Annotated in this window: 11 protein-coding genes; 7 read left to right on the forward strand and 4 right to left on the reverse strand. The window is 62.9% G+C overall.

Annotated features, from left to right (window positions below; translation table 11 throughout):
* Positions 1-51 precede the first annotated feature (51 nt).
* Positions 52-1,446 (forward strand): class II fumarate hydratase, encoded by a 1,395-nt coding sequence (locus CL52_RS10670; RefSeq protein WP_043220480.1) that lies wholly within the window; start codon positions 52-54, stop codon positions 1,444-1,446.
* A gap of 215 nt (positions 1,447-1,661) precedes the next feature.
* Here CL52_RS10670 and CL52_RS10675 read toward each other — a convergent pair whose 3' ends face one another.
* Both CL52_RS10675 and pap read right to left on the reverse strand, forming a co-directional pair.
* Positions 1,662-2,846: a thiolase family protein gene (locus tag CL52_RS10675; RefSeq protein ID WP_043220484.1), complete on the reverse strand. Its 1,185-nt coding sequence runs from the start codon at positions 2,844-2,846 to the stop codon at positions 1,662-1,664.
* 113 nt (positions 2,847-2,959) lie between these two features.
* A complete protein-coding gene (pap, locus tag CL52_RS10680) occupies positions 2,960-4,453 on the reverse strand; it encodes a polyphosphate:AMP phosphotransferase (protein ID WP_043220486.1) in 1,494 nt (497 codons plus the stop codon).
* A 149-nt stretch (positions 4,454-4,602) separates the two neighbouring features.
* Between pap and CL52_RS10685 the strand changes: the two genes are divergently transcribed.
* Positions 4,603-5,310, forward strand: coding sequence for a 4'-phosphopantetheinyl transferase family protein (locus tag CL52_RS10685; RefSeq protein WP_200889394.1), 708 nt, complete (start codon positions 4,603-4,605; stop codon positions 5,308-5,310).
* Here the strand turns inward: CL52_RS10685 and CL52_RS10690 are convergent.
* Both CL52_RS10690 and CL52_RS10695 read right to left on the reverse strand, forming a co-directional pair.
* The gene (locus CL52_RS10690; protein WP_043220489.1) at positions 5,307-6,926 is read right to left on the reverse strand and encodes an ATP-binding protein; all 1,620 of its coding nucleotides are present in this window, start codon (positions 6,924-6,926) and stop codon (positions 5,307-5,309) included. The genes CL52_RS10685 and CL52_RS10690 overlap by 4 nt on opposite strands.
* Before the next feature lie 10 nt (positions 6,927-6,936).
* Positions 6,937-7,659 carry a winged helix-turn-helix domain-containing protein gene (locus tag CL52_RS10695; protein WP_041104690.1) on the reverse strand — a complete coding sequence of 241 codons (723 nt, stop codon included), beginning with the start codon at positions 7,657-7,659 and terminating at the stop codon, positions 6,937-6,939.
* A 705-nt stretch (positions 7,660-8,364) separates the two neighbouring features.
* Here CL52_RS10695 and CL52_RS10700 point away from each other — a divergent pair.
* The 5 genes from CL52_RS10700 to CL52_RS20410 all read left to right on the forward strand — a co-directional run bounded on the left by CL52_RS10700 (position 8,365) and on the right by CL52_RS20410 (position 15,947).
* A complete protein-coding gene (locus CL52_RS10700) occupies positions 8,365-11,250 on the forward strand; it encodes a ribonucleoside-diphosphate reductase subunit alpha (RefSeq protein ID WP_043220492.1) in 2,886 nt (961 codons plus the stop codon).
* Between the two features lie 300 nt (positions 11,251-11,550).
* Positions 11,551-12,798 (forward strand): ribonucleotide-diphosphate reductase subunit beta, encoded by a 1,248-nt coding sequence (locus CL52_RS10705; RefSeq protein ID WP_043220494.1) that lies wholly within the window; start codon positions 11,551-11,553, stop codon positions 12,796-12,798.
* Between the two features lie 64 nt (positions 12,799-12,862).
* Positions 12,863-14,524, forward strand: a complete 1,662-nt coding sequence (locus CL52_RS20705) for an ATP-dependent nuclease (RefSeq protein ID WP_074519888.1) — start codon at positions 12,863-12,865, stop codon at positions 14,522-14,524.
* Positions 14,525-14,784: 260 nt separating this feature from the next.
* Positions 14,785-15,087 (forward strand): transposase, encoded by a 303-nt coding sequence (locus CL52_RS10710; RefSeq protein WP_042922387.1) that lies wholly within the window; start codon positions 14,785-14,787, stop codon positions 15,085-15,087.
* A complete protein-coding gene (locus tag CL52_RS20410; RefSeq protein ID WP_043220498.1) occupies positions 15,084-15,947 on the forward strand; it encodes an IS3 family transposase in 864 nt (287 codons plus the stop codon). Before CL52_RS10710 ends, CL52_RS20410 begins: the two co-directional genes overlap by 4 nt.
* The last annotated feature ends 619 nt before the right edge of the window (positions 15,948-16,566 follow it).

The following is a 16,566-nucleotide window of genomic DNA, read 5'->3' on the forward strand; positions in this document are numbered from 1 at the left end:
GGCCCCGTCCGGGCGCGGCCTATACTGGACTCGTACGCAATGGAGCACGGCATGACTCGCATCGAAACCGACAGCCTGGGCGAAGTGCAGGTACCGGAGGCCGCCTACTGGGGCGCGCAGACACAGCGTTCACTGGGCAACTTCGCCATCGGCGATCAGCGCATGCCGCTGGCCGTGGTGCACGCGCTGGCTCTGATCAAGAAGGCCTCGGCACGGGTGAACAACCGGATCGGCGACCTGCCACCGGATGTGGCGCGCCTGATCGAACAGGCCGCCGACGAGATTCTCGACGGCCAGCATGACGACCAGTTTCCGCTGGTGGTCTGGCAGACCGGTAGCGGCACCCAATCGAACATGAACGTCAACGAGGTGATCGCCGGCCGCGCCAACGAGCTGGCCGGCGGCACACGCGGCGGCAAGAGCCCGGTGCACCCGAACGATCACGTCAACCGCGCGCAGAGTTCCAACGACTGCTTCCCGACCGCGATGCACATCGCCGCGGCCAAGGCGGTGCAACAGGACCTGCTGCCGGCGATCGCGGAACTCTCCGGCGGGCTCGCCGAACAGGCCGCCCGCCACGGCAAGCTGGTCAAGACCGGGCGCACCCACATGATGGATGCCACACCCATCACCTTCGGCCAGGAACTCTCGGCCTTCGTCGCGCAGCTGGACATCGCCGAGCAGGCGATCCGCAATGCGCTACCGGCGGTCTACGAACTGGCCCAGGGCGGTACCGCGGTCGGCACCGGGCTGAATGCGCCGCATGGTTTTGCCGAAGCGGTCGCCGCCGAGCTGGCAGCGCTGTCCGGCCTGCCGTTCGTTTCGGCACCGAACAAATTCGCGGCGCTGTCCGGTCACGAGCCGCTGGTCGCCCTGTCGGGTTCGCTGAAAACCCTGGCCGTGGCGCTGATGAAGCTCGCCAACGACCTGCGCCTGCTCGGTTCCGGCCCGCGCGGCGGCATCGCCGAAGTCCGGCTGCCGGCCAACGAACCAGGCAGCTCGATCATGCCGGGCAAGGTCAACCCGACCCAGTGCGAAGCGCTGTCGATGCTCGCCTGCCAGGTCATGGGCAACGACATGACCATCGGCTTCGCCGCGAGCCAGGGCCATCTGCAGCTCAACGTGTTCAAGCCGGTGATCATCCACAACCTGCTGCAGTCGATCCGTCTGCTCGCCGACGGTTGTCGCAACTTCAACACCCATTGCGTGGCCGGTCTGGAGCCGGATGCCGGGCGTATGGCCGAGCATCTAGAGCGCGGGCTGATGCTGGTGACGGCGCTGAATCCGCACATCGGCTATGACAAGGCCGCGCAGATCGCCAAGAAGGCCTATGCGGAGAACAAGACCCTGCGCGAGGCCGCGCTGGAGCTGGGTTACCTCAGCGACGAAGAATTCGACCAGTGGGTACGCCCGGAAAGCATGCTCGAATCCGGCCAGCAGGGCTGAGCGGCGGCGTAGGGTGGATGGCCGCAGCCATCCACCGCCTGGCAGGGTCGCCTGCCCTTGCGCTCAGGAAAAAGGTGGGCTGAAGCCCACCCCACGAGGCTGCGATGAGCCGGACGGTGGATAACGCTTCGCGGTTATCCACCCTACGCATCCTCCGCCCGTAGGGTGGATGGCCGCAGCCATCCACCGCCTGGCAGGGCCGCCTGCCTGTTCTCTCAGCGCACCGCCTCGAACAGGCCCGACGCACCCATGCCGCCGCCCACGCACATGGTCACGACCCCGTAGCGCAGGTTGCGTCGCTGCAATTCGCGGATCAGGTGCCCGGTGGTACGCGAGCCGGTCATGCCGAACGGGTGGCCAATAGCGATCGAACCGCCGTTGACGTTGTACTTTTCGTTGTCGATACCCAGCCGGTCGCGGCAGTACAGGCATTGCGAGGCAAAGGCCTCATTGAGTTCCCAGAGGTCGATATCCTCGACCGACAACCCCTTGGCCTTGAGCAGGCGCGGCACCGAGAACACCGGGCCGATGCCCATTTCGTCCGGCTCGCAGCCGGCGACGGTGAAGCCGCGGAAGAAGGCTCGTGGCTTGAGCCCCAGTGCGATGGCCTTTTCCAGGCTCATTACCAGCGTCATCGAGGCGCCGTCGGAGAGCTGCGAAGCGTTACCAGCGGTGACCGAACCGTCCTCGGCAAAGGCCGGCTTGAGCGAGGCCAGGCCTTCGAGCGTGGTATCCGGGCGGTTGCAGTCGTCGCGGTCGACCACACCCTCGTGCTCGGTCCGGGCGCCCGTCGCCTTGTCCTCGGTGAAATAGCGCACCGACATCGGCACGATCTCGTCGGCGAACAGCCCTTCGGCCTGCGCGCGCGCGGTGCGCTGCTGGCTTTGCAGGGCATAGAGATCCTGCTGCTCGCGGCTCACGTTGTAGCGCCGCGCGACGGTCTCGGCGGTCTGCCCCATGCTGTGATAGATGCCCGGAACCTGCTGCTGGATGACCGGGTTGTAGAGGTGATCGGTGTTCTTGCTCTTGGCCGTCAGGGTGATTGATTCCACCCCGCCGGCGACGATCACGTCACTGCAGCCGGAGGCGATCTGGTTCGCCGCGATGGCGATCGCCTGCAGGCCGGACGAGCAGAAGCGGTTGAGCGTCATGCCGGCGCACTGCACGCCCAGGCGCGAGAGCACCGCCACGTTGCGGCCGATGTTGTAGCCCTGCGCGCCCTCGTTGGAACCGGCGCCAACGATGCAGTCGTCCACCAGTGCCGGGTCGAGGTCGTTGCGCGAGAGCAGCGCGTCGACGCAATGGGCCGCCATGTCATCGGGGCGGGTCATGTTGAACTTGCCGCGAAAGGACTTGGCCAGGCCGGTCCGGACGCTGTCGACGATTACCACTTCGCGCATGGTTCACCTCGGGTCTTGTTGTTGGAGATGACCCGAGCATAGTGGCGCTCGCTTCGCACTGGCGACGACCATTCAGCGAGCGTATGCACGCCCATCGCCCGCCGCGGCGGGCGTCATTTCTCGGCGATCGCCGCCTCCAGCGCCTCGTTGAGCGTGCGCAATACCTTCACCCGGGCGAAGCGCTTGTCGTTGGCCTCGACCAGCGTCCACGGCGCGATCTCGGTACTGGTACGGTCGACCATGTCCGCCACCGCACTGGCGTAATCATCCCAGCGCTCGCGGTTGCGCCAGTCTTCCTCGGTGATCTTGAAGCGCTTGAACGGCGTGTCCTCGCGCTCCTTGAAGCGCTTGAGCTGGGTCTGCTTGTCGATCGACAGCCAGAACTTGACCAGCACGATGCCGGCGTCGGTCAGGTGCTCCTCGAAGTCGTTGATCTCGCTGTAGGCGCGCAGCCAGTCGGCCGGCGAGCAAAAGCCCTCGACCCGCTCGACCAGCACGCGGCCGTACCAGGAACGATCGAAGATGGTGAACTTGCCGCGCTCGGGCACGTTGCGCCAGAAACGCCACAGCCATGGCTGCGCGCGCTCCTCCTCGGTTGGCGCGGCGATCTGGATGGTGCGGTACAAGCGTGGATCGAGCGCTCCGGTGATGCGCCGGATGGCGCTGCCCTTGCCCGCCGCGTCATGGCCCTCGAACAGCGCCAGCACACCGCGCTTGCGCAGGCGCCGGTCGCGCAGCAGACGCGACAGCCGGGCCTGCTCTTCGATCAGCTGGTGCTGGTAGCTGTCCTTGTCGAGCTTTTGCGTCAGGTCGAGGCTGTCGAGCAGGCTCAGCCGCTCGATGTCGGCGACCAGCGGCGCGGTGTGCGGCTGCGCCGGTGCCGGCGGCTGCTCGGTGGCATCCAGCGCGGCCTGCAGCCCGCGCAGCAGGATGCGCCCGACCGCCAGGCTGCGATAGCGCTCGTCGGCGCCCTCGATGATGTACCAGGGGGCGAAGTCCCGGCTGCTGCGGCGCAGGATGGTTTCGGCGTAGCGCACGAAGCGGTCGTAGGTCTTGGACTGCTGCCAGTCCAGCGGGCTGATGCGCCAGCTGTGCAGCGGGTCGTTCTTCAGCGAGTCCAGGCGCGCCTTCATCTGCGCCTTGGACAGGTGGAACCAGAACTTGAAGATCAGCACGCCCTCGTCGCAGAGCATGCGTTCCAGGCGCTGCGCCTTGAGCGTCTGCAAGGCCAGGTCCGCGCCCTTGATCCGTTTGTTGACCCGGTCCTGCAGCATCTTGCTGTACCAGTTACCGAAGAAGATCCCGGTGGTGCCCTTGGGCGGCAGGCGGCGCCAGTAGCGCCACGCGGCCGGATGGGCCAGTTCCTCGTCGCTTGGGGTGTCGAAGCTCTCGACGCGGATCAGCCGCGGGTCCATCCACTCGCTGAGCAGCTTGATGGTTTCACCCTTGCCCGCGCCCTCGATGCCGTTGATGAGGATCAGCACCGGAAAGCGCGCTTCGCTGCGCAGCCGATACTGGGCCTGCAGCAACGCCTCGCGCAGTGCCGGCACTTCGGCATCGTAGGTGGCCTTGTCGACGGCATGGCCGATTTCCGCGGATTCGAACATCGGTGTCTCCAGCAATGGGCAATGAGCGCAACCCTAGCAGGCCGGCGCGGCGCGCGGCGAGAGGCCGGCCGGTAGCGGGCGCCGGCCCGTCTCGACGGCGTGCGCCTCGCGGAGGCGGTCAGGCAAGCTTTTGAGGCACAATGCCGCACATGAATTCCAGCGATCTGCCGCGCTGCTGCGCGCCTCTGCAAGACCATTGGCCATTGCCGAAACCGCTGGCCGGGGCCAGGCTGCTCAGCACCCGCTTCGATCCCAGCCGTTTCGATCCGGACGATTTCGCCCGCTGCCAGCTGCCGCCGGTGCGCGGCGTGGCCAAGCGGCAGAGCGAGTTTCTCGCCGGCCGGGCCTGCGCGCGCGAGGCGCTCAGATGCCTGACTGGCACCGCGGGCGTGCCGCAGGTGGGCGAGGATCGCGCGCCGATCTGGCCGGCCGGCGTGGTCGGCTCGATCACCCATGGTGGTGGCTGGGCGTCGGCGGTGGTCGGGCACGAAACCCATTGGCGCGGCCTCGGGCTCGATGTGGAAACGCTGATTCCGGCCGAGCGTGCCGACCGCCTGGCCGGTGAAATCCTCACGCCCGGCGAGTTCGAGGGCTACGAAGCCCTCGACGAGGCCGCGCGCAGTGCGCGGGTCACCCGGACCTTCTCGCTCAAGGAGAGCCTGTTCAAGGCGCTCTACCCGCTGGTGCGCACGCGCTTCTATTTCCACGATGCCGAGCTGGTGCACAGCAACGAAGGGCTCGCGCGGCTGCGCCTGCTGATCGACCTGCCCGGCGGCTGGTCGCGCGGCAGCGAGCTGAACGGCCAGTTCTGCGAGTTCGACGGTTACCTGCTCAGCCTGGTCAGCGTGCCGGCCTAGCTGCGCGCCACCCGCTCGCTGCCAGCAGTCCGCGGCCACACCAGGCTGAAGCGCGCACCGCCGAGTTCGCTGACGCCCAGCTGCGCCCGCCCGCCGTGCCAATAGAGAATGCGCCGTACGATCGACAAGCCCAGGCCATGCCCACCGGAAGCCCGCGTGCGGCTGTCGTCCAGCCGCAGGAAGGGCTCGAACACCCGCTCGCGGTCCGCCTCCGGCACGCCTGGCCCGTCATCCTGCACCTCGAGCCGGGCAAGGCCCTCGTCAAGGGAAAACCCCACCAGCACGCGGCGCTCGGCGTAGCGCATGGCATTGCTGACCAGGTTGGTCAGCGCGCGGCGCAGGTAATGTGGCTCGGCCTCGGCCCAGACGCTGCCATCGGCTGCCGGGCGGCAGTCGCCGCGGCGCATTTCGATTTCGGGACGCAGCGGCGCGAGCGCCTCGATCACCTGGTCGACCAGCAGCGCCAGGTCCACCGCCTGCATGCGCAGCATCGGCGCGCCCTGCTCGAGGCGTGAATATACGAGCATCTCGTCGACCAGCCGATCGAGGTCGTCGATGTCACGGTCCATGCCGGCCAGATACTTGCCGCGCGCGTCCGCCTCCTGGGCCTGCTCGGCCATCTCCAGGCCGAAGCGCAGGCGCGCCACCGGCGTGCGCAGCTCATGGGCCACGCCGCTGGTCATCTCGCGCTGCACGGCGAGCAGGCGCTGCAACTGGCACGCCATGCCGTTGAATGCTGCCGCCAGCCGCCCCACCGCATCGTGGCCGGCGTCCGGCACGCGCGCCTGCAGGTCGCCGGCAGCGATCTGCGTCGCCGCGCCCTCCAGCGCACTGAGGCGAAATTCCAGGCGCCGCACGAGCACGTACACGGTCAGCCCGATCAGCGTCAGCCCGAGCAAGCCGATGCCCAGCAGCAGGTGCGCCGGGTAGGGATTCATCGGAAACAGCGGCCCGAGGTGCAGAATCCAGCGCGTGCCGGCCACCGCCGCGAAGACGTGGATGGTGTCGCCACCCCGGCCGAGCGCCATCACCGTGTCGCCTTCGTCGAGGCGCCGGCGCTGGTCGTCGTCGAGATTGGCGCTGTCGCGGGTCACCAGCGTCAGGTCGTAGCCGAAGCCATGGCGCGACTTGAGCCGCGCCAGCTGCTGCGGCTGGAGATCCTCGGGGTAGCGGATCAGCTCGTCGATCAACAGATAAACGGTGGCGCGTGCGAGTTGCTCGCTGACCTGCTCGACCTCGCCGGTCAGCACCAGCCCGGCGGGCTCGCTGACCAGACTGTAGACCGTGACGCGATTGGGCCGGGTCTGCTCGACCAGCACCTGGCCACGCAGCAGGCGTGTTTCCAGGCTGCGCTCGAGGCTGACATCTTCAAGCGTGCGCACCCGCAGCGGAATGCCCAGCAGCCGCCCCCAGAGGTTGGCCGCCTGGCGGCGCTCGACCGGCGTCATGCTGCTCATGTTGTAGGCCATCAGGCGGAAGGTACCGGCCGCCAGACGCTCGCGATAACTGTCGGCACGCTGCTGGTTGAGCAGTTGCAGGCCGCCCGCGCCCAGCACCGCCACCAGCACCAGCACGGCGAGCACGCCGCCGTAGATGCGCAGGAAGATGGCGTTCACGAAGGCGGACCTAGGCCATCGCAGCGGCGGCTTCGGCGACGAACAGATAGCCCTTGCCGCGCACGGTCTTGATCAGCCGCGGATGCTCGGGGTCGTCACCGATCTTCGGGCGGATGCGCGAAATGCGCACGTCGATGGAACGGTCCTGGCCGTCGTACTCGATACCGCGCAGCTCGGCGAAGATCTCCTCGCGCGAGAGGATGCGCCCAGCGTTGGCGGTCAGCAGCCAGAGCAGGTCGAACTCCGCCGCGGTCAGTTCGATCGGCCGCTCGCGCAGCCAGGCCTCGCGCAACGCGTTATCGATCAGCAGCGGGCCGAATGACAGGCGCTTGGCCGCGCCTACCGGCGGCTCGGTGCCTTCGCGCCGGCGCAGCAAGGCCCGGATGCGCGCCAGCAGCAGGCGTGGTCGCACGGGCTTGCAGACGTAGTCGTCGGCGCCGGTCTCCAGGCCGAGCACCTGGTCGAGCTCGTCCGAGCGCGCGGTGAGCATGAGGATCGGGCCGTCGTAGCGCTCGCGTGCGCGCCGACAGATGGCCATGCCGTCCTCACCCGGCAGCATCACGTCGAGCACGACCAGATCGGGCTGCTCGGCAACGATGCGTTCGACTGCCCGCGCGCCGTCGGTCTCGATGCCGACCTCGAAACCGCCCTGCCCCAGCAGGTATTCGCGGGTCAGTTCGGCCAACCGCTGATCGTCCTCGACGATCAGGATGCGCCACGCTTGTTGCTCCATCCTTGCCTCCTCACTGCCGGTCGGCGCCAGTCAACGCGTCGGGCATTGTACTCAACGCCACGCCGCGCAGCAGGGGGCGAAAAGCACTTGCAATAAACACAACATATAGTGTTTGCCTTTTTGCCGTTCGAGCGCTCCGGAAGGCACTGAAATGGCGCGCATTTCGTCGCCACGCACGCAACGCCAGACCCCGTCTGGCGTTGCCGATGGCCTTCGCCAATCACCCACATACCACCCACACGTTATCCACAGCTTGTTCAGGCCGGCCTGGCTTGCATCTGCCCGGCACCCCGATTATTGTGGCGCCCCTCGCGAGCGCCCCCCAGATGTTGGGTTCCTCGCACTCGAATAAAACGGCCACCCGTTGCACCGGAATCGCTCAGGCGAGCACTCCGGCGGCACCGTTCCGAAGCCGCGCTACGCCGCCACGCCGAGCCCGACGCGATCACGCCGCGGGCGCGACCAGAGGAAGTAGCACTGGTGCACAGGGCCGACCAACAACACAACATATTGTGTTGACAGCCAGACAAGCCTGGCTATTCTTCCCCAGACTTTCGCCGCCGGCCGACTGCGCCGCGAGGGCCTTTTTTCGTTTCACCCGTGCCCGGCGTGCCAGGGCATGGTTAATGCAGCACCGACCCGAGCCCGCGCGAGCGCGCGTGCCCAAACTCGAATACCGACGTTCAAGACAAAGCCGGAGACCCCATGCAGAACTCATCCACTCGCGAGAACCCGCTGTCGGCCGACGCTCCCGATCTGACCGCCACCGCACCGGGCCAGCTGCGCGTGATCAAGCGCAACGGCACCGTCGTCCCCTACACCGACGACAAGATCACCGTCGCCATCACCAAGGCCTTTCTCGCAGTGGAAGGCGGCAACGCTGCCGCTTCCTCGCGCATCCATGACACCGTCGCGCGCCTGACCGAGCAGGTCACCGCCACCTTCCGTCGTCGCATGCCCTCCGGCGGCACCATCCATATCGAGGAAATCCAGGACCAGGTCGAACTGGCCCTGATGCGCGCCGGCGAGCAGAAGGTCGCCCGTGACTACGTGATCTATCGCGAAGCCCAGGCTGCCAAGCGCAAGAGCGCCAACGACAGCAGCGACATCGCCCAGCCGCACCCGAGCATCCGCGTCACCCGCGCCGATGGCAGCCAGCAGCCGCTGGACATGGGCCGTCTGCAGACCATCATCACGGAGGCCTGCGAAGGCCTGGCCGAAGTCGATGGCGCGCTGATCGAGCGCGAGACGCTGAAGAACCTCTACGACGGCGTGGCCGAGAAGGACGTCAACACCGCCCTGGTGATGACCGCCCGCACCCTGGTCGAGCGTGAGCCGAACTACAGCCAGGTCACCGCGCGCCTGCTGATGGACACCCTGCGTGCCGAAGCCCTGGGCTTCCTCGGCGTTGCCGAAAGCGCCACCCATCACGAGATGGCCGACCTCTACGCCAAGGCCCTGCCGGCCTACATTGAGAAAGGCGTCGAGTTCGAGCTGCTCGATTCCAAGCTGAAGAGCTACGACCTGGCCAAGCTGGGCGCCGCGCTGAACCACGAGCGTGACCAGCAGTTCACCTACCTCGGCCTGCAGACCCTGTACGACCGCTACTTCATCCACAAGAACGACATTCGCTTCGAACTGCCGCAGATCTTCTTCATGCGCGTGGCCATGGGCCTGGCCATCGAGGAAGAGCAGAAAGAAGCGCGCGCCATCGAGTTCTACAACCTGCTGTCGTCCTTCGACTACATGGCCTCGACGCCGACCCTGTTCAACGCCGGCACCCTGCGTCCGCAGCTGTCCTCCTGCTACCTGACCACCGTGCCGGACGACCTGGGCGGCATCTACGACGCCATCCGCGATAACGCGCTGCTCTCCAAGTTCGCCGGCGGCCTGGGCAACGACTGGACCCCGGTGCGCGCGCTGGGTGCCTACATCAAGGGCACCAACGGCAAGAGCCAGGGCGTCGTGCCCTTCCTGAAAGTGGTCAACGACACCGCCGTGGCGGTCAACCAGGGCGGCAAGCGCAAGGGCGCGGTCTGCGCCTATCTGGAAACCTGGCACCTGGACATCGAGGAATTCCTCGAGCTGCGCAAGAACACCGGTGACGACCGTCGCCGTACCCACGACATGAACACCGCCAACTGGATTCCGGACCTGTTCATGAAGCGCGTCTTCGACGACGGCCAGTGGACCCTGTTCTCGCCCTCCGACGTACCGGACCTGCACGACCTCACCGGCCGCGCCTTCGAGGAGCGTTACGAGTACTACGAGGAGCTGACCAAGTACGGCAAGATCAAGCTGTTCAAGACCCTGCCGGCCAAGGATCTGTGGCGCAAGATGCTCTCGATGCTGTTCGAGACCGGCCACCCGTGGCTGACCTTCAAGGACCCGTGCAACCTGCGCAGCCCGCAGCAGCACGTCGGTGTGGTGCACAGCTCCAACCTGTGCACCGAGATCACCCTGAACACCAACAAGGACGAGATCGCCGTCTGCAACCTGGGCTCGATCAACCTGGTCAACCACATCGTCGACGGCAAGCTGGACGCGGCCAAGCTGGAGCGCACCGTGCGCACCGCCGTGCGCATGCTCGATAACGTCATCGACATCAACTACTACAGCGTGCCGCAGGCGCAGAACGCCAACTTCAAGCACCGCCCGGTGGGCCTCGGCATCATGGGCTTCCAGGACGCGCTGTACCTGCAGCACATCGCCTACGGCTCCGATGCCGCCATCGACTTCGCCGACAAGTCCATGGAAGCCATCAGCTACTACGCCATCCAGGCCTCCTGTGACCTGGCCGACGAGCGCGGCGCCTACTCCAGCTTCGAAGGCTCGCTGTGGTCCAAGGGCATCCTGCCGCTGGATTCGCAGCAGATCCTCATCGAGGCCCGTGGCCAGAAGTACATCGACGTCGACCTGTCCGAGTCACTGGACTGGGCGCCGATCCGCGAGCGCGTCAAGAAAGGCATCCGCAACTCCAACATCATGGCCATCGCCCCGACCGCGACCATCTCCAACATCGTTGGCGTGTCGCAGTCCATCGAGCCGACGTACCAGAACCTGTACGTCAAATCGAACCTCTCCGGCGAGTTCACCGTGATCAACCCCTACCTGGTCCACGACCTCAAGGCCCGCGGCCTGTGGGACCCGGTCATGGTCAACGACCTCAAGTACTACGACGGCTCCGTACAGCAGATCGAGCGCATCCCGCAGGACCTGAAGGACCTGTACGCCACCGCCTTCGAAGTGGAAACCCGCTGGATCGTCGATGCCGCCAGCCGCCGCCAGAAGTGGATCGACCAGGCCCAGTCGCTGAACCTGTACATCGCCGGCGCCTCGGGCAAGAAGCTCGACGTGACCTACCGCATGGCCTGGTACCGTGGCCTGAAGACCACCTACTACCTCCGTGCCCTGGCCGCGACCAGCACCGAGAAGTCCACCATCAACACCGGCAAGCTGAACGCCGTGTCCAGTGGTGGCAGCGAGGCGGCGAACTCCGCCAGCGCCGCGCCGGCTGCTGCAGAGCCGAAGCCGGCTCCGGTGCCGCTGGCGTGCAGTATTGATAATCCCGACTGCGAAGCCTGCCAGTAACAAAGGGAGGCGGACGCATCTGGACGGCGATCGCCGCGTTGCCTGCCGAGCCGGACCCCATCACGTACAACTGTACGCTCAGGGGTTCCGACTCGACAGGCGCCTTGCGCTCACTCGCCCAGCTCCGCCCTCGCACCGAGTGGTGCTGATTCGTAGGGTGGATGCCGCTTTTCGCATCCACCGATACGGCCAACCAAGGTCGACAGCGACCAACAAATTCCGCGCTTTTGCGTGCACAACCAAAAGCCACCCATACACCCGACCGGCCAAGCCCCGGTCCCCGATCAGGAGCAATCGCACATGCTGAGCTGGGACGAATTCGACGAAGAAGAAACCACCACCGCCGCGCCGGCCCCCGCTACCGCACAGCCGGCAAGCCAGGCCACCACCAAGCTGGACAACGAAGCCGCCGGTTCCGTGGAAGAAGCCCGCGCCGTTGCCGCTGACGACTCCGACGCCATCGCCCGCGCCAAGCGCGCGCTGGACGAACTGGACGTGCGCGAAGGCCTCAACGAACTGGAAGGCGAAGCCGCCCGCGTGCGCGTCGACGAGAAGCGCATGATCAACGCCCGCGCCGACCTCAACCAGCTCGTCCCCTTCAAGTACGACTGGGCCTGGCAGAAGTATCTGGATGGTTGCGCCAACCACTGGATGCCGCAGGAAGTGAACATGAACGCCGACATTGCCCTGTGGAAGAGCAAGGACGGCCTCAGCGAAGACGAGCGCCGCATCGTCAAACGCAACCTCGGCTTCTTCTCTACCGCCGACAGCCTGGTCGCCAACAACCTCGTGCTGGCCACCTACCGCCTGATCACCAACCCCGAGTGCCGCCAGTACATCCTGCGCCAGGCCTTCGAAGAGGCGATCCACACCCACGCCTACCAGTACTGCATCGAATCGCTGGGCATGGATGAAGGCGAGATCTTCAACATGTACCACGAGATCCCGAGCGTCGCGAAAAAGGCCAGCTGGGGCCTCAAGTACACCCGCTCCATCTCCGACCCGACCTTCCAGACCGGCACCCCGGAGACCGACAAGCAGTTCCTGAAGAACCTCATCGCCTACTACTGCGTACTCGAAGGCATCTTCTTCTACTGCGGCTTCACCCAGATCCTCTCCATGGGCCGCCGCAACAAGATGACCGGCACCGCCGAGCAGTTCCAGTACATTCTGCGTGACGAGTCCATGCACCTGAACTTCGGCATCGACATGATCAACCAGATCAAGATCGAGAACCCGCACCTGTGGGACGCCGAAATGAAGGACGAAGCGACCCAGATGATCCTCCAGGGCACCCAACTGGAAATCGAATACGCCCGCGACACCATGCCCCGTGGCGTGCTCGGCATGAACGCCGCGATGATGGAGGACTACCTCAAGTTCATCGCCAACCGCCGTCTGACGCAGATTGGGTTGAAGGAAGAGTATCCGGGCACTACCAACCCGTTCCCGTGGATGAGCGAGATCATGGATCTGAAGAAGGAGAAGAACTTCTTTGAGACGCGAGTGATTGAGTATCAGACGGGTGGGGCTTTGAGCTGGGATTGACAGCTCAAAATATACTAAGGGGCCATTGGCCCCTTTTTTATGATTGGAACTCCAAGGCTGGACTATGAAACTGTCAAAGCTCCGCGTCGAAACTTTCAAACGCGTAGAAGAAATAGAAATTGATCTCTCTGACGTCAACATTCTTGTCGGCGCGAATGGATCAGGCAAGTCCTCAATCATCCAAGCGGTTCATCTCGCATGCTGCCTAATCAGACAAGCTGATCGCGTCGATCCCAAGAAGACAGCAACCGTAGGCATTGAGGAGCTTGATTATCTACCGACTGACGATTACAAAACCCTAGGCCATGGCGCAAACTGGGGAAATAAGGAGCAGAGCCCATGCTCTCGCGTGACCTTGACCTTTGAAGATCCAATCAATGGAATAACGAAAGAAGCAAAGTGCACCCTTAGATCAGCCAGAAATGCGGGAATTTCGATTAGCGGAAATGTACCAACAGAACTAACAAGCTCTCTTAGAAACAAAAACAACTTTTTCTCCGCCTATATACCAGGAATATCAGGAATACCGAACAAGGAAGAAAGAAAATCTAAGAAATCAATCTTGAAATCTTGCTCCTTCGGAGATTCAAACATCATCCTTCGGAATGCACTACTACTTCTACATAACATCGACCCGAATAATATCAGGACAATCGAGAGATGGATTGAGGAGATTCTTGGCCCTATCAGCATTCATGTTTCGCACGATGAAGACAAGGACCTTTGGATTAAATGCGAAATAACCATCGGCAATAACTCCAAACCGATAGAACTTGCCGGAACCGGATTCCTCCAGCTAATCCAGATTTTTTGTTACGTCCTCCTTTTTAAGCCCGGCGTAGTTTTAATTGACGAACCCGACATTCACCTGCACCCGAATGTCCAAGAAAAACTCGCCGGCGCACTCAGCTTAGTGGCGCGCGAACGAGGGCTAAAAGTAATCCTTACTACTCACTCGCCATTCATTGTAAGAAGCGCCCCCGCAGGCACCAACGTCTGCTGGCTCCAAGATGGCAAAACCGCATCAAACAATCGAACAATTGTCGAGCTAGCCTTGGGCTGGGGAGCATTTGGAAAGAAAGTTATTGTAATTTCTGAGGACCAGGACACCACGTTTCTGCGAAAGCTTATTTCACAATGGAAAGATATTGACCGAGCTGTCGCATTCTACCCGGGAACTGGATATAAAAGCTTGGCGACGCCATCTCAAGCCAAGGAGCTTTCAGAAAGCCTTGGAAGAAAGTTCAAGATACTTGTTCACAGAGACCGCGATTCCCTGACTGACGATGAGATCCAAAGAATAAGCAGGGCATATGAAGCAGAGGGCATTAATATTTGGTTCCCAGAGGAGTCAGATCTCGAGGCTTATTTTTGCCAGCCAGCATACCTCCAGTCGTTTCTTTCTTGCACACTGGAAGAAGCCGAAGAATACTTAACCTCAGTCATTAACCGCCAGTCCATACCAATCCGACAGCAATTCGATAGCCAACGATCCGCTCACAACCAAGAACTTCATGCGCACGGCGGAAGCCCAACCAATGACGATGTTTGGCAGGCGTTTCAACAGAGAACATTAAAAGGTGCCAAAGGAAAGTTTGTTCTCAAGCAATTGAAAAACGCCGTTCCTCGCAGCGCATATTCGGAAGCAAAAATCCAAGCCCATGAGCTAGGTGGACGTATTGCACTGGATTTGAAGGCAGCTTTGGAGCGCGTGTTGGCGAATTAAAGCGAGCTAGCTTGGACACCGCCCGGTGGAAAATCGCTCCGCGAGTTTTCCACCCTACACGTAACTTCGGCTGGCGTAGGGTGGACAACGCTATGCTTGTCCACCGTTCTACCCGCCGCCGCTCAAGGATGAGCCTCCATGCCGAAAAACCTCTATACTCATTTCTCTTGCTTCGCAGAGTAAAAAGGGGACAGATTGATCTAGCCCCGGTTTTACGGACACCTCAAATGTGACTATACCGTCAGATAGGAAGGTGTCCCATGACAGACAAACGCGAGTACCAACGCTACAGCCCCGAATTCAAGCGAGAGGCAGTCCGTCAGCTGACCGACTCGGATAAGTCCTGCACGCAGCTTGCGCGTGAGCTAGGTATCCGGGTCAATCAGCTCTACAAGTGGAAGCAGCAGCTTGACCAGAAGCAGGGCCACGCGTTCCCGGGCTCTGGCCGCCAGGCTGAGCCAGAAAGCGAAGTGGCTCAGCTGAAGCGCGAAATGGAGCGATTACGTGAAGAGAACGAAATCCTAAAAAAGGCGGCTGCGTACTTCGCCAAGAGCCTCGTGTGAAGTACGCCTTCATTCGTGATCATGCTGCCCAGTATCCGATCCGCAGGCTTTGCCGAGCGGTTGGCGCTTCGCCAAGCGGGTACTACGCGTGGCGCAATCGAGCAGAGTCGCGGCGTTCGAAGGCAAACCGTATTTTGCTGGGCCAGATCGAGGCGGTTCATCGTGATAGTCGCCAAACGTATGGGCCGATACGTATTCACCGAGAGCTAACTAGTCAGGGGAACAGTGCAGGCCTCAATCGCATAGCTCGTTTGAAGCGAGAGGCCGGTCTCAGGACAAAGCAGACCTTGGTTTGGCAGCAGGCCGGTCGCGGGCGAACGTTTGAACATATCGTTGAGCATCGACTGCTGAGGCGCTTCTATGCGGATCGACCAAACGAGCGTTGGGTGGCGGACATTACGTTCATTCCGACCGCTCAAGGATGGCTGTACCTATCGGTGATCATGGATCTCTACTCTCGGCTGATAGTTGGCTGGGCAATGGATAAGAAGCCCAGCCAAGAGCTAGCAACGCTGGCACTGGAAATGAGCCTGGGCAGGCGTGCCAAGCCTGTTGGCCTGCTGCTCCATACCGATCAGGGCGTGCAGTACAGAACCGCTCGTTATCAGGCTCTGCTTGCTCAAAACGATATCCAGCCGAGCATGAGCCGTAAAGGTAATTGCCACGACAACGCAGCGATGGAGAGCTTTTTCCATACGCTCAAAACCGAGCATGTGCGGCATCAGAAATACCGAACCTTCGACGAGGCTCGGCAAAGCTTGTTCGACTACATCGAAGTGTTTTACAACCGACAGCGACGGCATTCGTATTTGGCGTATATGACGCCGTTCGAGTATGAACGCCTGCACGCTGTCTCTTAGGTCGGTGTCCGTGAAATCGGGGTCAGTTCACTTCCGTTGCCCCACCCACAGGCTTCGCCTTGCACGGCGAGTCACTTTCTCTTGTCTGGCAAAGAAAGTAACCAAATAGAAGGCCACCCCGGCATCCGGGTCTGACCTGCGGCCAGACCTCCCTCCGGCGCTGCTCCGGGGTCGGCTTACAAGGGCCATCCTTGGCCCTTTATGCGGGGGCGCCTAGCCCTCTCGCCGCATCCATGCGGCTAGTCCCTCTACGCAACACCTCCACTCAGCCTCCTGACGGGGATCGGAGTCCGAGTCGCACGAGAGTCCTTTGGATTATTTATTTCTTCTGCACAAACCGGCAGGCGACACCAACCGCCCCTTTCAGGAGGGTGAGCGGAATCGCCGTGGAAGGGGTTGAGCGGCATGGATGCCGCGAGAGCCGCGATGGGCCAGGGATGGCCCTTCGCGGCGTGCCTCTGGAACGGTGATGGAGCGAACGAACCCGGAGCGAAGCGCAGGGCCGGATGGCGGGGCAAGCGTTTTTGGTTACTTTTGTCGCGACTGACAAAAGTGACCCGCCCAGCAGGGCGGAACAGAAGTTTCGCCCCTGAAGCGAGTGGCCGGTATATGACGGATT

The organism is Stutzerimonas balearica DSM 6083, assembly GCF_000818015.1.
Taxonomy (GTDB): Bacteria; Pseudomonadota; Gammaproteobacteria; order Pseudomonadales; family Pseudomonadaceae; genus Stutzerimonas; species Stutzerimonas balearica.